22 protein-coding genes are annotated in these 20,736 nt (G+C 49.2%); 14 read left to right on the forward strand and 8 right to left on the reverse strand.

The genetic code is table 11. The features are described 5' to 3' along the window. The 3 genes from ACO6VE_RS12015 to ACO6VE_RS12025 form a co-directional block, all read left to right on the forward strand. Positions 1-1,376 (forward strand): ankyrin repeat domain-containing protein (locus ACO6VE_RS12015; RefSeq protein ID WP_422461473.1); only part of this gene is annotated, 1,376 nt, incomplete at its 5' end. An 82-nt stretch (positions 1,377-1,458) separates the two neighbouring features. After that, positions 1,459-2,343 (forward strand): hypothetical protein, encoded by an 885-nt coding sequence (locus ACO6VE_RS12020; protein WP_422446880.1) that lies wholly within the window; start codon positions 1,459-1,461, stop codon positions 2,341-2,343. Positions 2,344-2,492: 149 nt separating this feature from the next. Further along, on the forward strand, positions 2,493-2,651 hold the full coding sequence (locus ACO6VE_RS12025) for a phage minor head protein (protein ID WP_422446882.1): 159 nt from the start codon (positions 2,493-2,495) through the stop codon (positions 2,649-2,651). On the opposite strand, the gene galU is transcribed toward ACO6VE_RS12025, so the two are convergent. After that, positions 2,648-3,472: a UTP--glucose-1-phosphate uridylyltransferase GalU gene (gene galU / locus ACO6VE_RS12030; RefSeq protein ID WP_422446884.1), complete on the reverse strand. Its 825-nt coding sequence runs from the start codon at positions 3,470-3,472 to the stop codon at positions 2,648-2,650. The two genes, ACO6VE_RS12025 and galU, sit on opposite strands and share 4 nt — an antisense overlap. 67 nt (positions 3,473-3,539) lie before the next feature. Then, positions 3,540-4,907, reverse strand: a complete 1,368-nt coding sequence (locus ACO6VE_RS12035; protein ID WP_422446886.1) for a phosphomannomutase CpsG — start codon at positions 4,905-4,907, stop codon at positions 3,540-3,542. A gap of 213 nt (positions 4,908-5,120) precedes the next feature. Between ACO6VE_RS12035 and ACO6VE_RS12040 the strand changes: the two genes are divergently transcribed. From ACO6VE_RS12040 to ACO6VE_RS12075, 8 genes are all read left to right on the forward strand, one after another. After that, positions 5,121-5,672 carry a RimK/LysX family protein gene (locus ACO6VE_RS12040; protein ID WP_422461475.1) on the forward strand — a complete coding sequence of 184 codons (552 nt, stop codon included), beginning with the start codon at positions 5,121-5,123 and terminating at the stop codon, positions 5,670-5,672. Continuing rightward, the gene (locus ACO6VE_RS12045; protein ID WP_422461477.1) at positions 5,669-6,256 is read left to right on the forward strand and encodes a hypothetical protein; all 588 of its coding nucleotides are present in this window, start codon (positions 5,669-5,671) and stop codon (positions 6,254-6,256) included. The genes ACO6VE_RS12040 and ACO6VE_RS12045 overlap by 4 nt, the downstream gene beginning before the upstream one ends. A gap of 30 nt (positions 6,257-6,286) precedes the next feature. After that, on the forward strand, positions 6,287-6,988 hold the full coding sequence (locus tag ACO6VE_RS12050) for an ATP-binding cassette domain-containing protein (RefSeq protein ID WP_422461479.1): 702 nt from the start codon (positions 6,287-6,289) through the stop codon (positions 6,986-6,988). Continuing rightward, entirely contained in the window at positions 6,982-8,139 is a 1,158-nt protein-coding gene (locus ACO6VE_RS12055) for an ABC transporter permease (RefSeq protein WP_422461481.1), read from the forward strand. Before ACO6VE_RS12050 ends, ACO6VE_RS12055 begins: the two co-directional genes overlap by 7 nt. A 242-nt stretch (positions 8,140-8,381) precedes the next feature. Continuing rightward, positions 8,382-9,305 (forward strand): hypothetical protein, encoded by a 924-nt coding sequence (locus tag ACO6VE_RS12060; protein WP_422461483.1) that lies wholly within the window; start codon positions 8,382-8,384, stop codon positions 9,303-9,305. Between the two features lie 209 nt (positions 9,306-9,514). Then, positions 9,515-11,107, forward strand: coding sequence for a peptide chain release factor 3 (locus tag ACO6VE_RS12065; protein WP_422461485.1), 1,593 nt, complete (start codon positions 9,515-9,517; stop codon positions 11,105-11,107). Positions 11,108-11,295: 188 nt separating this feature from the next. Beyond that, on the forward strand, positions 11,296-12,477 hold the full coding sequence (locus tag ACO6VE_RS12070) for a CD0519/CD1768 family membrane protein (RefSeq protein ID WP_422461487.1): 1,182 nt from the start codon (positions 11,296-11,298) through the stop codon (positions 12,475-12,477). A 256-nt stretch (positions 12,478-12,733) separates the two neighbouring features. Continuing rightward, the gene (locus ACO6VE_RS12075; protein WP_101748311.1) at positions 12,734-12,970 is read left to right on the forward strand and encodes a hypothetical protein; all 237 of its coding nucleotides are present in this window, start codon (positions 12,734-12,736) and stop codon (positions 12,968-12,970) included. 80 nt (positions 12,971-13,050) lie between these two features. Here ACO6VE_RS12075 and ACO6VE_RS12080 read toward each other — a convergent pair whose 3' ends face one another. Further along, positions 13,051-13,536 (reverse strand): FKBP-type peptidyl-prolyl cis-trans isomerase, encoded by a 486-nt coding sequence (locus ACO6VE_RS12080; protein WP_163372544.1) that lies wholly within the window; start codon positions 13,534-13,536, stop codon positions 13,051-13,053. Positions 13,537-13,678: 142 nt separating this feature from the next. Between ACO6VE_RS12080 and ACO6VE_RS12085 the strand changes: the two genes are divergently transcribed. Next, positions 13,679-14,260, forward strand: coding sequence for a DNA-3-methyladenine glycosylase I (locus tag ACO6VE_RS12085; RefSeq protein ID WP_422461489.1), 582 nt, complete (start codon positions 13,679-13,681; stop codon positions 14,258-14,260). Here ACO6VE_RS12085 and ACO6VE_RS12090 read toward each other — a convergent pair. From ACO6VE_RS12090 to ACO6VE_RS12110, 5 genes are all read right to left on the reverse strand, one after another. Continuing rightward, the gene (locus ACO6VE_RS12090; protein ID WP_422461491.1) at positions 14,227-15,207 is read right to left on the reverse strand and encodes a hypothetical protein; all 981 of its coding nucleotides are present in this window, start codon (positions 15,205-15,207) and stop codon (positions 14,227-14,229) included. The two genes, ACO6VE_RS12085 and ACO6VE_RS12090, sit on opposite strands and share 34 nt — an antisense overlap. A 154-nt stretch (positions 15,208-15,361) precedes the next feature. Then, the gene (locus ACO6VE_RS12095; RefSeq protein WP_422461492.1) at positions 15,362-16,324 is read right to left on the reverse strand and encodes a hypothetical protein; all 963 of its coding nucleotides are present in this window, start codon (positions 16,322-16,324) and stop codon (positions 15,362-15,364) included. An 86-nt stretch (positions 16,325-16,410) separates the two neighbouring features. Next, the gene (locus ACO6VE_RS12100; RefSeq protein WP_422461494.1) at positions 16,411-16,782 is read right to left on the reverse strand and encodes a hypothetical protein; all 372 of its coding nucleotides are present in this window, start codon (positions 16,780-16,782) and stop codon (positions 16,411-16,413) included. Between the two features lie 89 nt (positions 16,783-16,871). Next, positions 16,872-17,192: a DUF2288 domain-containing protein gene (locus tag ACO6VE_RS12105; protein ID WP_422446913.1), complete on the reverse strand. Its 321-nt coding sequence runs from the start codon at positions 17,190-17,192 to the stop codon at positions 16,872-16,874. Positions 17,193-17,400: 208 nt separating this feature from the next. Then, a complete protein-coding gene (locus ACO6VE_RS12110) occupies positions 17,401-18,264 on the reverse strand; it encodes a hypothetical protein (RefSeq protein ID WP_422446915.1) in 864 nt (287 codons plus the stop codon). A gap of 836 nt (positions 18,265-19,100) precedes the next feature. On the opposite strand from ACO6VE_RS12110, the gene ACO6VE_RS12115 reads away from it, so the two are divergent. Both ACO6VE_RS12115 and ACO6VE_RS12120 read left to right on the forward strand, forming a co-directional pair. Next, positions 19,101-19,463 carry a nitrous oxide-stimulated promoter family protein gene (locus tag ACO6VE_RS12115; protein WP_422461496.1) on the forward strand — a complete coding sequence of 121 codons (363 nt, stop codon included), beginning with the start codon at positions 19,101-19,103 and terminating at the stop codon, positions 19,461-19,463. Positions 19,464-19,850: 387 nt separating this feature from the next. Next, complete coding sequence (locus ACO6VE_RS12120) at positions 19,851-20,627, forward strand: baculoviral IAP repeat-containing protein (RefSeq protein ID WP_422461498.1); 777 nt, start codon at positions 19,851-19,853, stop codon at positions 20,625-20,627. Positions 20,628-20,736: the final 109 nt, after the last annotated feature.

Consider the following 20,736-nt stretch of genomic DNA (forward strand, 5'->3'; position numbering starts at 1 on the left):
CCCTGTCCAATCTTCTGTTAACCGGTCATTGTGATCAATTGACCAGTATCGTGAACAATGATCTGGACACCCCCCTGGCGTGCTTTGCAAGTTCCGGTAATTTGCCTGGATTGGAATACCTGTTGAAACCGGGCAACCCTCAGGTTCACCAGAAAAATATCCATGGCTCGACGCCCCTGCACATCGCTGCCGAAAACGGGCATGTAGCGTTCGTCAGGGCGTTACTGACCATCGATGGCATTGACGTCAATGTGAAGAGTAACGATGGCTCGACGCCCCTGCACTGTGCTGCCTTAGAAGGCCACGTAGTGTGTGTCAGGGCGTTATTGACCGCCGATGGCATTGACGTCAATGTACAGGATGAAGATGGCTCGACGCCCCTGCACTGTGCTGCCTCAGAAGGCCACGTAGCGTGTGTCAGGGCGTTATTAACCGCCGATGGCATTGACGTCAATGTACAGGATGAAGATGGCTCGACGCCCCTGCACTGTGCTGCCTCAGAAGGCCATGTAGTGTGTGTCAGGGCGTTATTGACCGCCGATGGCATTGACGTCAATGTGCAGAATGAAGATGGCTTTACGCCCCTGTACTTTGCTGTCGCAGAAGGCCACACAGAGTGCATCAGGGCATTACTGTCCACCGACGGCATTGACGTCAATGTGGAGACTAACGATGGCTTTACGCCCCTGTACCGTGCTGTCGCAGAAGACCTCACAGAGTGCATCAGGGTATTACTGTCCTCCGGCAGCATTGACGTCAATGCGAAATCGTCTTCAGACTTTACGCCCCTGCACTGGGCTGCCACGAAAGGTCAGGCAGAGTGCATTCTGGCGTTATTGACCGACGACCGGATTGACGTCAATGTGACGACTAACGAAGGCTGGACGCCCCTGTGCTGCGCTGTCCATTATGGCTATACAGACTGCGTCATGGTGTTATTGAATGCCAAAGGCATTGACGTCAATATGACACTACCCGGGGGCCTTACGCCTCTGCACTGGGCCGCCATAGGCGACAACGTAGAGTGCGTCGTGCTGTTATTGAACGCCAGGGGCATTAACGTCAATCTGAAAACAACCGAGGGTTTCACGCCCCAGCACTGCGCTGCCCAATTTGGCCGGGCAGGGTGCATCAAAGCGTTACTTACAGCTCCCGGCATTGATATCAGTATAAAAAATAGCGATGGCTTGACGCCCCTGGACGTCGCTCGCCAAAATGGCCATGCAGAGTGCGAAAGACTGCTGATTCCACTTTTAACAGTTACTGGTTCATTAACTGATAACCGTGATAGTACTGATGCTGGATTCCTGGCGGTGTCAGAGGAAAGCGCATCAGGAACCGGGTGGGAGTCAAACCCACTGGATTTCAACGATTAAAATAACCAATGGACGACAGTATTCATCGATCCTGCCAGCCTGAAAGTGGTGTCCCCAAATCTAATTAAGGATACAAATGACTATGCCCCCGTTAGCAAGCTCCAATGCACATTCACTGCCTTTACCACCGTCTAATCCAGACGTCAGTGAGGTTGTTTTCGCAGCTTCATTCAATGCCAGTGTTCAAATATCAGCCCCTTGTTCAAGCCGACTTCCTGATTCCGGCGAGCGTCCCGGGCACTCGCTGGATGAACACCAAATTACTGCTCTAAAGTCTGGTGGTGCAAAAACAGAGTCTGTCAAATCACCGGCCAGGTTTCAGGAAAATGATATAGTGCTCGTTTACCCTTATCGTGATTTTGATGGAAATTCCCGTTTTGATTTGGAGGTAAGACTCGAAAGACTTAAAGAAAGGTTAGCTTCGCAATTATGTGAGGAGTTGGCTGAGATAGATCCGAAAGATCTGGCAATCAGCAGTCAGGATTTGCCTTCCAAGGGGCTTACGGAAGAGTGGCTGGCTGATTTCATATTTTCAAAGTTTCCTCCAGAGCTAACAGAATTCCTTAACAAAGACTGGTCAGGTAAAACCCTGTTTGCTCCCGAAGAGTACCAGGTCCTGGCGAGATTCCACTGTGCAATGACTATGTATGATGATGTTTGGGGCTTAAAATATTCACAAGACTGGATGGATGATGAATTTGCAGATTTTTTCATAAATGAGTGCTTACCCCTCCGTGATGGCTGGACCAGCACAGAAATCGATTTAGTTCAGGGTGTGCTGAATCATGGACTGGATCAGTATATGGATTTTAAACCTGAGTTTATTAAACCTTGCCATTATGGTCTATTAAAAGCCGGATGTGTGTCGATCTGCAAAAATTATCATTGTCACTATAGCATCACTGAAAACTGGCAAACATACAAACACATCAAAAACCTTGAGAGCCAGCTGGCAAAGTTGTCATAACACTGCCACTCTTCCATACCAGTTAAAGAATATGCAGCTGGGCAGCGAAAAATTAGAAAAGACATTCAGACCCCACCTGCAGAGCACCTATGCCGTCGGCCAGTGGCAGTGCATCAAGGCCAACAGCAAAACTGCCCGCTATTTGATGTATGACGCCGTGGAAGAGCACCCCCGGGCAGAGCATCAGCAGCACCGCCCGCCCGGTAGACGACCCATTCTGGCAGACACACTATCCACCCAATGGCTGGAATTGCCGGTGTGGTGTGATTCAGCTGACCAAAGAGGAGATGGAGCAGACCTTTTTTTAACGGTACAAATGGTCGTAACAGTAGTTGGTAGCCTCAATAAAGCCCTCAATACTGCCACAGTCAAAACGCTCACCCTTGAACTTATAAGCCATGACACAGCCTCGCTGCGCCTGAGCCATCAAAGCATCGGTAATCTGAATTTCACCACCTTTACCCGGCTGGGTATCATGAATCAGGTCAAAGATGTCCGGTGTCAGAATATAGCGGCCAATGATAGCAAGATTACTGGGCGCATCTTCTCTGGCGGGCTTTTCCACCATATTCTCAACCCGTAGCAGATCTTCTGAAATGTGCTGGCCAGCGATCACCCCATATTTATGCACTTCATCTTCGGGTACTTCCTGCACTGCAACGATACTGCAACGGAACTGCTTATAGAGTTGCGCCATCTGGGCGAGAACGCCGGGCCCTCCGAGATTGATGCAGAGATCATCCGCCAGCACCATGCCGAATGGCTGGTCACCAATCAGCGTCTGCCCGGTTAATACCGCATGGCCAAGTCCCTTCATCTCACGCTGGCGGGTGTAGGAGAAGGTACACTGATCAATCACACTGCGAATATCGGACAGCAGGCTTTCCTTGTCCGTACCGGAAATCTGATGTTCCAGTTCGTAGTTCACATCAAAGTGATCTTCCAGCGAGCGTTTGCCCCGGCCGGTGACAATGCAGATATCCGACATACCGGCCTGCAGTGCCTCTTCAACACCATACTCAATCAGCGGTTTGCTGACGATGGGCATCATCTCTTTGGGCATGGACTTGGTGGCTGGCAGGAACCGGGTACCATAGCCTGCTGCCGGAAAAAGGCATTTCTTGATCATTTAAGGCTCCTTATTTATCCAACTCAAATGAAGAGACTGCTCCTTAATGAGCAATCTCTTGAAAATATCAGTCACGAATCAGCTTCAGCAGCTCGGCAGTTTTTTTCTGCATCAACACATCATCGCCACGACTTTCTACATTCAGACGAATCACTGGCTCGGTATTGGACAGTCGCAGGTTAAAGCGCCATTGACCCATATTCAGGGAGATGCCATCGGTGTTATCAATTTCCAGCGCATCTTGCTGATAGTGTGCCAGCACACGCTTTATAGCGGCCTGGGGATCGGTCAATTGGCTGTTAATTTCACCGGACGACGGGAACATAGCAATCCGCTCACTGACCAGCGCTGACAAGGGGTGACCCTTTCTGGAAATCAACTCAGCGACCAGCAGCCAGGGAATCATGCCGGAGTCACAATAGGCAAAGTCGCGGAAATAATGATGGGCACTCATCTCGCCACCATAAACCGCATCTTCCCGGCGCATCCGCTGCTTGATAAAGGCGTGACCGGTTTTACACAGCACCGGTTCACCACCCGCCGCTTTTACCTGATCGATGGTGTTCCAGGTCAGCCTGGGGTCATGGATGATTTTTGCCGCGGGGTTGTGGGCCAGGAAAGCCTCCCCCAATAACCCGACAATATAATATCCCTCGATAAACTGCCCCTGCTCATCAAACAGGAAGCAACGATCAAAGTCGCCATCCCAGGCAATGCCCATATCAGCCTGATGTTCCAGAACGGCGTCTACCGTTGTCTGACGACACTCAGGCAATAATGGATTAGGAATACCCAGTGGGAAGTGACCATCCGGCTCGTGCAGGACTTTGATAAACTCTACCGGCACACCGGCCACCCGGAATCGCTCCTCGATAGCATCCACCACATGCCCTGCTGCACCGTTACCGGCATTGACCACCAGCTTCATCGGCTTGAGACTGTCAGCCTGGATATACCCCAGAACGTGGCTGATATAATCATCCAGAACAGAGATCTTCTTGTAGCCGCCCCGTTGTGCCGCAGGCTCCCCAAACCGGCTCTCCTCTGCCAGCTGCTGAATCTCCCGCAAGCCGTTATCGCCACTGATGGGTTGCGCACCGGCCTGCACCAGTTTCATACCGTTGTAGTCAATGGGGTTGTGACTGGCCGTCACCTGAACACCGCCATCAACCCCCAGGTGGAATGTGGCAAAATAGATCTCTTCGGTACCGGACAGGCCAATATCCAGCACATTGACCCCGGCATCACGCAGGCCTTCAGACAATGAGTGTTTCAGGGCTTCACTGGTCAGGCGGCTATCGCCACCAACAACGACATCCTTCGGTTTAAGGTGCTCGCCATAGGCCCGCCCTATGCGGTAAGCAATATCTTCATTAAGTTCATCCGGCAGGCGGCCACGGATATCGTATGCCTTGAAGCAGGGAAGCTTGGTCATTTCTCGGTCGCAACGGAAATTAAAAGTCTGTATTTAACTACGAATCCCCCCAAATAGACAAACTGTGTCGGATAAAAAGTACCGGCATGTTAAACGACAAGGCAATACATCAATCACAAAGCCTTTGTGGAGAAAGCCACCTATCAAACCGTCACCTGAATAGCCGATAGCTTTCAGATAAATGCTGAACAGAGTAAAGCGGTTTTCAGAGCTATGAACAGGACCATCCCCCCCCCATCCACGCAGCCATCAGAACGGCTGTTACGGTTCATTACCGTGGTCTTCTTTTCAGGTTTGTCGCTGTCGACACCAGTAGCCAGCCAACCCTGCACCGCTAACGGGCGACCGCTGTTTGGCTATCTGGAAAACGCCACGCTGGTCAATATAAATCAACATAAGGTCGCATCACTGGTTGACAGTGGTGCGACAACCACTGCCCTGGATGCCCGTAATATCCGCATGCATATTAAGAGAAATGGCTATCGCTGGGTTTACTACGATTTCGTTCACCGGGAAAGCCGCCAGAAAACTCCCATGCATCAACCAGTCAGCCGGGTAGCCAGAATAATCACCCATAAAGGTGCGCCCAGTAAACGAGCGGTTGTCCGAAACACCGTAAAAGTGGGCCGGATTACGCGCATTGTAGAAATGTCCTTAATCAGTCGCAGCAATTTTCCTCAACAGTTATTGATTGGTCGCAACTTTCTCAAAGATACCGGACTGATTGATGCTGGAAAGCGATACCTTCAGGAACGCTGCCCATGAACATTCACCACAAAGCAGTGACTGCCTGGCTTATACTGGGCCTGACCGTCGCGATAACGTCAAGCCATGGGAAAGACCGCTCCATTGGGCAAAATATCCATCGGGCTTATGAACCGGCATCCATGCTGCTGGATGTTAACTTGCAACAGGATACCCTTAACCTGTTCCTCTCCATCTCCCCGGAGGCGACGAACGCGATCACCGCACTACCGCCCGGTGCCCTGGCCCGGTCTCTGCAAGAATTCACCCCTCTGGTTACCCTTCCGGACGATGCACAGTGTCGGCAAACGCAAAAGCTGTTTCTTGTTGAGCCGCTTGACCGCCCTGATCCCAAGGCGGAATGGCTGGCTGCACAGCTCAGTGAAATCAACGGCTATCTCGAATACGAATGTCAGCACCCGGAAAACCTGTCTCATTTCACATTCCTGGCTTTTGCAGCAATACCTGACTTAAAGCACACCAGCGTCTGGCTGGTCAGTGACAACTGGCAAAGTAAACAGCAGCTAAGTCAGAAACAGCAGGAGGTTCAGTTGCAGAAACATCCAGCAAAAAGTGATGTGTTTCCGGACTTTTTTAACGATTAAAAAAAGCTGTGCGTTGCAAGAGGGCCATGTATGAGTCAGGCAGTTACCGTAGAAAAGCTTGAATTAAGCAGAGGAAAGCAAAACTGCCTGTCGATACCACTGTTTACGGTAGAGAATGGCGAACGCCTGCAGATTACCGGGTTAAACGGCTCTGGCAAGACCACGCTACTGCAACTGCTGACCGGGTTACTCCTACCGGACAGTGGCAGAATTGACATACTTGGGCAGCAGATTGACAGCCTGTCCAGATCCGGGCGGGAGACATTTCGAGCCGGACAGATAGGCTACATCTTCCAGCAGCCAACATTGGTCCCCTATCTGAATCCACTGGAAAATATTTTACTACCCTGTCGTTTATCCAGGTGGCGCCTGCAGCGGCTGGCAGACCGGAAAACCACGGCGAATTATGAGGCCTACCAGCTGATGGCCGCACTCAACATGGAGAACCCCGAGCTCTTGCGCCAAAGCACCGGCATGCTGAGCATTGGTCAGCAACAACGGGTGGCTATTGCCCGGGCACTGATCGGCTCCCCCCCGCTGATTCTGGCCGATGAAGCCGCATCAGCACTGGACCCGCAGGCGCGAACAACCCTGTATGACATGCTGCTGAAAAGCACCAGAGAACATGCACAGACATTGATCTGTGTTGACCATACCCCTTACCCGGGATTTGACCGCTGTATTGATATGTCAGACATCAACCATTCACAACTGGTGGCCAGGCTATGGTAAACATCCACTGGCTCAGTACTGCACTACTGACCTTTCAGCACGCCATGAAGAGCATGAACTATCGGAAAAAGAACACGCTGATCATGCTGCTGGTTCTGGCCTTTGGTTTTTACCTTGTGTTTCTGTTTCAAGGTATCAAGCAACAAATGATTGAAAGTATTGATCGCTATTCACTGGAAAGCGACCTGATCATCAGTAAAGAAACACCTGCCATGCCCCTGGTTCTGTTCTCGCTATTCCATGTGGGCTCACCACCACCACAAATGCGCCTGAGCCTGCTGAATAAGCTGATAAGCCACCCGGAGATTGAATACGCCATTCCTTATGCCTATGGCGAAACTCACCGGGGAATCACCGTTATTGGTACCAGCGCTGAAGGGATAGCGCGATTGACTCGACATTCAGCCAACCCTGCAAAACACCCACAGAGAAAACAGCAACGGCCGATCAGCCCAGAAACATTACCGCCAGCAACTCACCCGATGGTCGCTTATATCGGGATAAACATCGCCAATACCCTTGGTTACCAAATCAACGATCAGATCACCATTGCCGATGGCAGCGAACCAGGGTTAGAACAAGAATACAACGAGCTATTTACCATCGCCGGTATTTTGCCACGGCAGAATACCCATCAGGATGACAGTATTTACATCCCGATTGAAGGTTTGATAACCGCAAGAAAATCCTACGCAAAAGGCAATACGCCGAGCTGGTCAAGCCCTGATGATATCTCTTTTATCGATATCAAACTGCAGGACCGCATGGCCCTTCTGGCGCTGGAAAAAAGCCTGACTCAATCGGCCACGGAACAAGGCCTGGCGATAACCGCCGCGATGCCAGCCAGAGAACTGGAGCTACTTTATAGCTATCTGAACAGGGCAGCGGTCAGCCTGATATTCATCTCGTTTGTCACGCTCGGGTTGTGCCTGCTGACCCTTTTTTATGCATTGACCCGCAACCTTCAGGAACGAAGGCAGGAAATACAGCTTTATCAGACGCTGGGAATGAGCCAGACCTGCATCAGTGTTATGGCCCTGCTTGAGCCTCTGTTAATTATCTCCGGTGCTCTTGTTCTGGGTTTCATTGCCAGTGAAATGCTGTCAGCCCATACCGCCGATTTTTTCCTGATAACATGGTTAATGAATTAAGGTGATTTAAAAAAGTATTTTTTTGATCCTTGGTTATTAACCCAGACTGAACACGAAAAATTGCCGGGCAAAACAACAAATCAAGCTCATAACCCGGTTAATAACGCTAAGCTGGGAAGGCAATAGAGGGAACTTTTCCATACAACCCGGATCTAATGGAGTTAATCACAGTAGTTACCAAACACGTTGGAAGATTTCATTCCGAATTGATCAGCGGAGAAACTTCCACCCGGAGTGCAAGAATGCCCGCGCAAGTTGTCAACAGGCTACCCAACATAGCCTTACTTCTGGTTCTGACCATTTTTATCACTTATCCGCAGCTTGATTATGCCAGTAGCCATGCTGGATTTCCCGGGCAAAGCCATAGCAACTACTCTCTGCCAATTGACTACCGACATATGGCGCTGTTTCAGCTTAAGCTCAATCGTTATTACTACCCTTCCCGTTCAGGTAACCCCGACTATATTCATATTGAACACACCCATCATCATTCACACCTGGGTTGGTGGGATGGCCCGATTTTCTGGGGAGGCCATACCATTGACGACGATTCTTCCTTCAGTGAACGGGTGTCGGACGGGCTGATTGCGGTTGCAGTGGTGCTGACAGTCATTGCTGTTACCGCAGCAGCCATCTACTCAGTGGTCCATGCAACCTCGCCCTATCTGGGCGCTGTCGGCCTGACATCGATTGAACTCCCGGAAAACTCACCCTGGAAAATTACGGGTTATAAAGTTGCACATGGTGGAGCGATACGATACTCAGATTTTGCCTTCAACGAAGACGCCATGATCAACGCCAGAGAACAGGAAATGTTCGACCGGCAGCAAATGAAGCAAGGCCGCTTTCTTCTCGTTGACCAGGAGAACTGGTGGGGTATTGTCGATTACCCTGTAGACGTTGACGTAACCTTCACCCACTTTGATGACGTTTCAGGCGAAGCCACTGAACAGGTAACGGTGAATGTGCAACGTAAAGTCACCAACGGCATGAAAGCCGGAACCATTTTGCCACGGGTTGTCCACAGGACTCAAAACCTGCAGAAGTATCAACTGGCCACCAGAACCGATTATCCGGCATGGTTCAATTTTTCCAACTGGTATCATCAGCCAGCCCGGATAATGATTGATTTCAAGCCCTCTGGCCCGGTGACACCTCACGATTAATTACCATCTCTTGCCAATTCAGCGAGTTGAAAGTCCGGTCTTCGTTTTTTAAACCACAGAATCACCGGACTGACCGCCAGCCTACTTGCAGTCATCCCCCCGATTTGGATAATTCACCCAAATTTTGATTATTTTCTTGTTTTGTACACATCCCTTCTTTGCGGTAGGCACCTGTGTACAGAGATACGTACACAATTTGGAACCCGCTCATGCCTCCAACAACGTCACCACTTCTCCGGGAAGTTGAAGCCAGACGCACTTTTGCTATCATCTCCCACCCCGATGCCGGTAAAACCACGATTACCGAAAAGCTCCTGCTGCTCGGCGGTGCCATTCAGCTTGCCGGTACAGTAAAAGGCCGCAAGAGCGGGCGTATGGCCACCTCTGACTGGATGAAGATGGAACAGGAGCGTGGTATCTCCATCACCACCTCGGTGATGCAGTTTCCCTATGACGGCCGTACCGTAAACCTTCTGGATACGCCCGGACACGAAGACTTCTCCGAGGACACCTACCGGACACTGACCGCAGTTGACAGCTGCCTTATGGTGATCGATGGCGCCAAAGGTGTCGAAGATCGCACCATCAAACTGATGGAAGTCTGCCGCCTGAGGGACACACCAATATTTACCTTCGTCAATAAAATGGACCGTGAAGTCCGTGACCAGATTGACGTGCTGGATGAAATTGAAGATATTCTGAAAATCCAGTGTGCACCTATCACCTGGCCTATCGGCATGGGTAAACAGTTCAAAGGGGTTTATAACCTCTATACCGATACCATTCATGTGTTCAAACCCGGTCAGGCCAGTGTGGTTCCGGAAGATATCCGAATCAAAGGTCTGGAATCAGCAGAAGCCAGAACCCTGCTGGGTGATCTCCATGAAGAGTTGATGGAGGAAATTGAGCTGGTGAAAGGTGCCAGCCATGAGTTTGACCTGGAAGAGTACCTTGCCGGTCGGATGACTCCGGTCTTCTTTGGTACCGCACTGGCCAACTTCGGCGTTCGGGAAATGCTGGATGATTTTGTCAAGTGGGCTCCCTCCCCCATGCCCCGGGAAACCAATGAACGCACGGTGGTCGCCAATGAAGAGAACTTCTCTGGGTTCGTCTTTAAAATCCAGGCCAATATGGACCCCAAACACCGTGACCGCATTGCCTTTCTGAGAATCTGTTCCGGCAAATACACCCGGAATATGAAAATGAAACATGTTCGTATCGGCAAGGATGTAAAAATTGCCGATGCCGTGACGTTCCTGGCGGGTGACCGTTCCCATGTGGATGAAGCGACCTCCGGTGATATCATCGGTCTGCACAACCACGGGACTATACAGATTGGTGACACCTTTACCCAGGGTGAAATGCTCAAGTTTATGGGCATCCCTCACTTTGCGCCCGAGCTGTTCCGCCGTGTCCGCCTGAAAGACCCATTAAAGCTCAAGCAATTGCAAAAAGGGCTGCAACAGCTCTCGGAAGAAGGTGCTACCCAGCTATTCATGCCAGTGAACAATAATGACCTGATCCTGGGGGCAGTGGGTGTACTGCAGTTTGATGTGGTCATGCGCCGACTGAAAGATGAATACAAAGTTGAAGCGATCTATGAGCCGGTTAACGTCAACACCGCGCGCTGGATTGACTGCAGTGACCAGAAAAAGCTGGAAGAGTTCAAGCGCAAGTGCGCTGATAACCTGGCTATGGATGGCGGTGGCCATCTAACCTATCTGGCACCCACCCGGGTCAACCTTTCCCTGGCAGAAGAGCGCTACCCGGATGTGACTTTCCGCGCGACCCGGGAGCATTGATCGCAACCGATAACCCCGGATATAAAGTGACAGGCAAACAGGTTTGGACTGTCTGTCACTGTGATTAGTTCCATTGTTCAAATCAATAATTTATCTCGCCTGCACTTATTTCTTTTCTGACTAATACCGATACTGCGGGACCAAAAAATATTGTCTAATCTGAAGGTTCCTTTCTTTCTGGTATTTCTATGAGTGATGCAGTCTCGACCAAATCGGAAACCTCAACGGGTGTACGTCAAATCGTAGAGCCGTTAGTCCTTCTTCTCTTGGCAGGACTTTTGTTTGGCTACCTTGGCCAGACTATGGGTGTTACCCACATGTTCAACACCCTCTTCAACACCGCGCACCAGCTGTTGTTAAACACCGTGCTGTTCCTGATGGGGATCACCGTATTGACCGGTGCCGCAGGCCGTCTGCTGATGGAGTTCCATGTCATTTCCCTGATTGAACGGCTGCTGGTGCCATTAATGAGACCTGTGTTCAATCTCCCCGGCCGTGCTGCCATGGCGGCCATGATGACCTTTTTCTCAGATAACCCGGCCATCATTGGCCTGGCAAAAGACAGGCGTTTCAACCACTCCTTTAAGGTTCCCGAAATCATTTCACTGACCAATTTCGGTACCTCTTTTGGTATGGGACTTATTGTCATCACCTTTATGGCAACCCTGCAGAATAATGAGACTGGCGCTACCTATTTCCTGCCGGCCATGATTGGTCTGGGCGGTGCCCTTATTGGAGCCATCATATCCACACGGCTGATGCAGCGCCTTATCCGAAATGATTCCCGGCTGCATGAGCTAAGCATTAAAGATACTCACAGTGAACTTCTGGATGACCACAGCTCCACAGATCCGGTCTGGTTGAGATTCCTCAACGCTCTGCTGGATGGCGGTAAAGGCGGCGTCAAAATGGGGGTAGCGATTATTCCCGGAGTCTTAATCATCAGTACGTTTGTTATGGTCCTGACCTTTGGCGCACCAGTAACCGGCTATACCGGTGGAGCGTTTGAGGGAGTCGCCCTGCTGCCCAAACTGGCCAGCCACGTTACCTGGCTGTTTGAGCTGCTGTTTGGTTTTGATCATGCCGAACTGGTTGCCTTCCCCATTACCTCGCTGGGTGCGGTTGGTGCCGCCATGTCGCTGGTACCAAACTTTATCAGCCAGGGCATTATTGGTGGCAGTGATATTGCTGTGTTTACAGCTATGGGTATGTGCTGGAGTGGTTACCTGAGTACCCATACGGCCATGCTCGACTCTCTTGGCTTTCGCCAGCTCACCTCAAAAGCCATTCTGGCTCATACGGTTGGTGGTATCTGTGCCGGTATCGCTGCCCGTTATCTTTACCTGCTGCTCAGTCCTTTTATTGGCTAACAGCCGGAACAAACAATCAACCCATCGGATGAGTTGATTGTTTGTTTTTTCGCTTGGGAACGGCAAAAACAGTATCCGCAATAATATCCCCCTCCAGATCGCGATCAAGTGACTCAAACCAAGGTCTAACGGTCAAAAATCATTTCCGGAGCCATATTTAAGATTCTACAGATATAAGCAGAAAGCTTATTACACCCACAGATTTTAAAAAACTGGACTGATCAGTCCGGAATACTGAATTGGTAAGGAGAGATGTATGCGCCTGAACCTTCTGTTAGCACCGCTACAACAGGTAATCGATACCATGCATAAGGGAAAAACCTTCAAGATCCGGGTGCTGATGGAGGAGCTTGGCCTGTGGGAACATCAGGATGATCTGCAAAAAATGAGAACAGCCCTGGCTTTTCGCTCCATGGTGGAAAGTGGCGTGCTTAGCAATATTCAGCTTCTCACTCACCATAAAACCCGCCATGCGGTTTATATCACGATATAATTGCCATAAAGAAGCCGGAGATATCCGGCTTATGAGATCAACGTTCTGCTCAACGCTTCACACTGTGGGATTTGATAGACTCAGTGAACATGTCCGCCAGGCCCATGCACATGACCGTGGTCCAGCTCTTCCTTGGTGGCTTCACGAACCTCAACCACTTCAACGCTAAAGTGCAGATTCTCACCCGCCAGGGAATGGTTAGCGTCGATCACCACCTGGTTCTCTTCATCATCAATAGCCACCACGGTGACAATACGTGGGCCAATGGCGGTATCGGCATGGAACTGGTTACCCACCTCTACAGGATGGTCACCAAACTGCTCTTTCGGTACCGGCTGCACCAGACTTTCGTCGTACTCGCCGTAGCCTTCAGCAGGCTCAACCACCACATCAAACTTGTCCCCAGCCTGCTTGCCTTCCAGGGCATTTTCCAGTCCTTCGACAATATTGTGCTCACCGTGAAGATAAGCCATGGGCGACTCGCCTTCCGAACTGTCGAGAACTTCTCCCGCATCATTTTTCAGAGTGTAATGGAACAGAGCCACTTTCTCTTTGGCTATCTTCATCTGTTTATGCCCTTAATAAAGTAAACAACTATCTTAACTGCCATTGTTACTGGTAGCCAGAAAACTGCAAATAAATGCGTTATCTGATCTAATTGGCAAACTACCCCTGTTGGCAAGCGCCTGATAAAAGGAGTTTTTTATCTTGAACGATTCTCGATGCAGCTGGTGCCATGGCGATGAACTCTATACCCAATACCATGACACAGAGTGGGGGGTTCCCTGTCATAACGACCAGAAACTCTTTGAATTCCTGATTCTTGAAGGTGCCCAGGCAGGTCTGAGCTGGATCACCATCCTGAAGCGCCGGGAAGGCTACCGGACAGCATTTCATCAATTTGACGTTCAACAAGTGGCCAGAATGACAGACCCGGATATTGAAAAGCTGATGCAGGACGCTGGCATTATCCGCAACCGGCTGAAAATCCGGAGCGCCATTAACAATGCCAAGGCGTTCATCCGGGTGCAAGAGGAATTTGGCAGTTTCAGCCAGTATCTGTGGTCGTTTGTAAACCATCAGCCCATCATCAACCGGCGACAATCCATGAGTGACGTACCGGCCACCACAGATATTTCAGACCGGATGAGTGACGATCTGAAAAAACGCGGTTTCAGTTTTGTTGGCAGCACGATCTGTTATGCCTATATGCAGGCGATGGGGCTGGTGAACGACCACTTGGTCAGTTGCCCATCTTATCTAACCGAAAACGCTATTGCTTCTTCATAGGTCGGTGGTTGCTCTTGTGGTGCTGGTTTATTAATCAAGGGAACTGCTTGTGTTCCATGCTTGCAGGTTGTTTGTGTTCCCTGCCCACAAGTGGCTGGCGCTGTCGGCGCAGGGGCTCTTTGAGCAGAGGGAGCTGGCAGTCGGTACATTTCCTCCGGATTATACCGGGTTCTTTCCATATCATTTGGGTTATGGAATGCTGCTTTAATTAATTGATAGCTTGATGCATCAGGGTTGTAGTACTTGAATTGCTGATACCTGGCATGGACGTTGGCGCAGCAACCAATACCGAAAAACACCCCCGCAAGGACCGCCATTCCACCGAAGATACACAAGGCCTCGAACCCTTCGCTCTCGTAAAAAGAGGTGGGCTCAGAAGTCGTGTTCAGGTTTGTCGTTGAATAGGCAAAGGGTGGGTTGTATGGGGTATCTGCCACATTTACCCCATTACTGTAAGCGTAGGTCATGCTGCAGCCAGGCGCGCCATCAGGGCATACCGGTCTGGTACTCACCGGGTGGGCACCCGCCAGAGCAGGCATTGCCGCCAAAAACATCAGACTCTGTTTTATGTCCGGAAATACGCCAGGGAACTGCCCTGATTTCATCAAATGCTGAAGGGCGAAACCGGCGACATTGTGTATCAGCTTATTGCCGCCCTGCAGACCGGCCTGTAAGGTCTCATTGACAAGCTGTACTCCGTAACCAGAGAGGGATTTGTCTGTTTTACTAATGATTTTATCCGGGCACACCGACTGGCTGGGGTGTGCGCAGTTGACAACCCTGCCATTAGTCATTGACACCTGAGGAGAACATTCGATTTGGGAAGCTGCGTCCTTTTTGATAGCAACCATTTGCGCATGAGGCGAGCTGGATGACGATTCAGGGATAGCGTGCATTTTTGAAATTCCTTTCGAAACAATCTGCTGATTTTGACCATCAATCGGCAATCAAGTTCAATCAAGAAGATTGATGTGATTGGCATCATTACAGTGGACATGGATAAGAATGCTCCGAAAATCAGACGCAGGAGGATGAATCGAAAGGCTTGAGGGTTACCTGAAAAGCAAATGGTCATGTACCTGATGCCTGAGGATTTTCAGGCTAAGTACGTGTTGCTTCATCATAGGTTGGTGGTTGTTGCTCTTGTAGTGGTGAGTCATTAATCACTGGATACGTTTGTGTTCCCTGCTCGCAAGTTGTTTGTGTTCCCTGCTCACAAGTGGTTGGCGCTGTCGGCACCGGGGCTCTTTGAGTATGGGGAACTGGCACCGACGCAGGGGGGCTTTGAGCAGGGCGAACTGGCAGTTGATACCTTGCCCGCCAGTTATACCGGGTTCTTTCGAGATCATTTGGGTTATTGAAAGCTGCTTTAATGAGTTCACGGCGTGATGCATTAGGGTTTTGGTACTTGAATCGCTGATACTCGATATGGACGTGAGAACAGTATGCATAAGCGCAACACAAGCCCACAAGAGCGGCAATTCCACCGATGACACACAAACCAACAAACCTTTCGCTCTCGTAAAAAGAGGTGGGTTCAGAAGTCGTGGTCAGGTTTGTCGTTGGGTAGATGGAGGCTGGGGTGTATGAGGTAGCTGACTCGTTTACCCCATTACTGTTATCGGAGGTCATGCTGCTGCCAGGCACACCATCAGGGCATGTCGGCCTGGTACTCATCGGGTGGGCACCCGCCAGAGCAGGCATTGCCGCCAAAAACATCAAGATCTGTTTTATGTCTGGAAATACGACAGGGAATTGCCCCGATTTAATCACATGCTGAGAGGTGAAACCGGCGACACTGCGTATCAACTTATTGCTGCCCTGCTGACCAATCTGTAAGACCTCTCTGGCAAACTTTACACCGTAATCAGACAAGGATTTGTCTGCCGTAGTAATACTGTTATCCGTATCCGGGCAGTCCGGCGGGCTGGGTTGTGCGCAGCTGACAGCCCTGCCGCTGGGCATTGTCACCTGGCAACAACCTTCGGTTTGGGAAGCTGCATCTTTTTTACCAACCAGCTGCGAATAGCGCAGGCCTGATGGCGGATCAAGAGAAGCATGCATTTTAGTATTCCCCTTTCCAAGAAATCTGTTATTACAGACCATCAGTCGGCAATGTAAGTTCAATCAATGGCAACAGATGACTCTTGTTATTTCTCCTCCCCCCAGTTTATCGCTAAAGACATTTCAAAAGAGGGTGGACAACGCAGAGAGATCAGGTTTCGAGAAATAATGATATCCTCAAGACAGCTATTTTTGAGATCAACCAGGGATTTCAGGCAACTGTAAGTAAGAACACAAGCGTTGGTTGCCAGTGTAGCCACTGTTCTGGCCGACAGGTTTCTGCCTTCCTGAAGGCATTGCAGCAGACTTAAACTGGTTCCCATGGTAGCGGAAAGACACATGACACAATGACCTTGCCACTGAACCAGGGGTGAACAGTTAGCCAGACCATAATTGAGATTTACGGCAGCTGTCAGGCCAAGCCCCGCCAAACCAGTTGCTAAATTGCCAATATTCATGGTGTCTCCAATCTCTGCTTCAGTTATCCTCCCTGCTCAGACATTTGAAAATAGTGAAAGGTTCATTATCCCTTATTCCGAAACAGCCCCTAACGTCTTTCCTGCTCTCTTTCCTGCACCAGTACCCAGGGGCGAACCACAACCGCCCACAGATCACGATTATCGGTAACCCAGGACCGGGCCTGCTCATCGCTGACTGCCCCCAGGACACCCTGTTCAACCCAGGCTTCTACCGCTGATTTATTGTCTACCGAGATCTGATAGCCAACATCAATCAGGTCCAGCGAATCATCTACCAGCAGCACAACCCCCTGGGCAAAGTAACGCAGCAGTTCGGACCAGGCTATTAATGAGGTTTCCTGATTTAATTTGGCCTTTTCAAGCAATTCACGGCTAACCGTCTCAGACATCTTTTGCTTCCCATTTAATTGCACAGAGATTGTACAAACCGACAATTTTTTTATAACGGTGGGCGGGAGCATAACAGCACATAACACTAAAGTGAAAACGCTCAAAAGGGCCCTGTTGACGTTTCGTTGCTTACTCGCAACGCGTCAACAAGCCCTGATAAGAGTTGAGCTGACTTTGTCTTTAATGGAGAGAAGCCCCGGTTCTCTTCTATACGGCACCTTGACTGATGCTCAAAGCTGCAAAATCTGCACTATCGGTGATGGTTATCTGTTTGTTTTGCAATTTGAACAACGCCCCGGGAGACCGATCAATACTGGCTTGTTGCCCGCTGTAAAAGTGCCTGGTGAGTTGATCAATGCTGTCACTGTATTCTGAATATGCAAACACCTGTGCAGACCAGCCAGCCTGGAGAATGAATTCTTTTAGTTCATTGAGTGCCTTTTCAGCCCTGATGATAGGGGAACCGATAGCCTTTTGTTGATTCAAATGAGATAACACAATGCTTTTGAACTTCAGGCCGAGTGCTTCACAATTCTTTTTATAGAATTCTGAAAGGTAAACCTCCGGCTCACCTGAGACATTTATTGAAACTTTAATAAACTGCATTGATGAACTCATCCATGATATTGAAGAATCAAGTTCACCAACGAACTTTTCAAGATCTGAATGTTGATCTTCTGCTCCAATTAATAAGAAAACAGAATTTGCCCTGGCAATCTCACAGGGTGCGCCTGACACTATATATCCACCAGTATTACAAGGTGCTGTCTCTTGACTGTTGCCATGCGTGGGTGTGGGCGGGTTAAATTCTAAAATGACAATCGCACTATTTTCTTTATCTGTGGTCCGGAGTTGCTGACCATTTAACTTTTTGTTCAGGTAGGTGGTTGCTGTAGTAAAAAACCGGACATTTTTTCCCTCTATAAACTGCTTTCTGACATTTTTAAGGGTCGGTGAAGACCCCGGGGAACGAGAGGAATCCTCGACATAATCAATATCTATACAGCGCCAGGCAATTTTTTTATCTGATACCCCGCTCTTGGTGATTTGCTGGTGAATCAGCTGCTCCATCAACAATGCTCCAGCCCCCATGGATATAAAAGTTACCCGACTGTCCGGCAGTTTTTGCAGATAGTCGCACACCCATTGAGTCACCTTGTTGATCACCTTTATACGGGATTTTATGCTGTCAATTTCGTCATAAACATTAAAACTCAGGTACCCCAATTTAACACAGGTTAGTGATTCATTGCTTGCCTCCGATACTTCCCGTCGATGGATAAACTCACTGGTATGGATATCTTTATACTCAAGCTTCTTTGCTACCAGGGGGAGGCGCTTGAATAAATCATCAATTTCCTGAAGCTTAACACTGGGCAGGTCGTGATAGATCATTTCTTCAACCATACGATGAATTGCTTCTTTTTTTTCTGACTCTGTTCCACCTGAAGGAATTTTTTTGAGCAGCGAGAGGCAGGCTTCGTTTGTCAGTTTTAATACAGTTCTCAAGGACAAGGGTATTTTTTGATGTTCGATGATATATCGTGAAACAGTCTCCTTTACAGCACTGGGGTTAACAGTAATGTTCTCTGGTAATGACTGACCAGCAGCCTGAGGCTCTGGTGTAGAAGGGGTACTGTGGCAGCTGCTGATAGTGGTTTGCATAATTACTGACTCAAGTGATTATTTTAATGGGCTGAGCAAATTTGTTCAGTACTTGAGTAGTAGAAATAACTTCTTGAGAAAAGTTCAGTTTTGTCACTGGTCAACTGGTATAAACGACACGAATAGGCTGGTTCTCAATGGCTATCAGACTTCGTCAGTGCCATTTTCGAATGGCCTGATTTGGCAATCAAGGCGGATTATGGGAGGATGGCTTCCTCGAAACAGAGAAGGTTACGTTGTTTATGCCCCTCGCTCTCAAAGGCCGCCTGAAAGATCACCCCAGGCTGGCCCGTGAATATTTTACCGTTACCCGCATGATTGAGCTTTACTGCCACCACCACCAGCACCCCACCCTGTGCAATGAATGCCTGTCTCTGCTGGCTTTCAGCAAGCGACGGCTTGAACGCTGTATTTATGGCGTCGAAAAACCCACCTGCGCTAACTGCCAAATCCACTGCTATAAACCAGAACAACGCCGACAAATTCGTGAAGTGATGACATGGGCTGGCCCTCGCCTGCTACTTAAACATCCCGTTCTGACCATTCAACACCTTTTTGATCAACGCAGGGCTGCGCCGGTGCCCCCCAACGCCGGGAGCAATTGAATGAGCTGAGGGAACTTTCCTGTAAGAAACTGGTCAGAGAGCTATAAACAAATATACCTCTGGACGGATCTAAATATGGAATGTCATTGGCTTAACCCGAATGTTTTTCGAGCCCCACAGCGTGGATACCTTCTTCTTCTACCTAGAGAGCCCGGGGAAGAGAGACATACACCGGTTCACTTTCGTAACCCCCTGACGGGCAACTCATTTACTGGTCTTCGTTTTGCACCGGTTCCAGGATTACTAGTAACTCACGCGCCTCCCCACACGCCGTTCGAGCCAAGGGATCTGCATACCCGTAAATCACATCATGCACCTTCCGGGCATGTTTATACCCGGCTTCCCCACGAGAACCCCCCAAGCCCTTCTCAACGAAATGATATGCTGATGGCCAAAGCAGCCACATTCAAGGGCTTTGAGAAGAACTTCCCCTATCATACTCCGAGGGAATTGGCTGAAGCGGGATTTTCCTGCAGTGAATATAGTGACTCAGTTTATTGTGATAAATGTGATATGCATGTTGGCAACTGGAAACCTGATGATATCCCATGGATTGAACATACTCGCCTGTCGCCAGACTGCGCGATCGTGAAGTGGGAAATGGGTCAATCATTTATCAAAACGATTAAAGAGTCATTTGATGTGGAAAAACAATTAAAACAGCACTGCGATCAACACACTCCTGTAAAAGAGAATCCTTACAATACGCTTGTAAAATTCAGACTGAGCTGGCCTTACCAACAACTTGAACAGATTTACAATAAAAACCTTAAAGATCTTCCAGAACAAATGCGCAAGGTCGAACAAGCCTTTATTCATTGGCATTATACTGAAAACCTCTCTGGAAATAGCACCTTGCACGCTTCCTGTATTCTAAGCCTGCTTGATCCCCGGAACCATAACAAGCCGGCCATAGCTGAATCCTGTAGAAGATACGAGCAGGAATACAATGAATACCTGGATCAATTAAAAGAATTAAAAGAATTAAAAGAAGTGCAAAAGCTAATTGTTCAGTTGAAAAATGAGCGCATTGCACTCTTTGAACAAGTAAATCAGCAAAGGCAAATAAGAACCAAGGCTGAACAAGAGGGTGAAGATGCAAAGATCGCCCGTAGACTTCAAGAACAGTACAACAATGGACAGTTTCAATTACCTGCCCACTAAGTCAGAAAATATGATTTCATTTGGTTAACTACGTAGTTTCATTTGAGGACTCGAGTTGGCTTGCATGCACTATGAATTCACATGCAAGCCGACTTTCATCGAGACCATT

The sequence above is a fragment of the Endozoicomonas sp. ALB115 genome (assembly GCF_049310245.1).
Lineage (GTDB): Bacteria > Pseudomonadota > Gammaproteobacteria > Pseudomonadales > Endozoicomonadaceae > Endozoicomonas.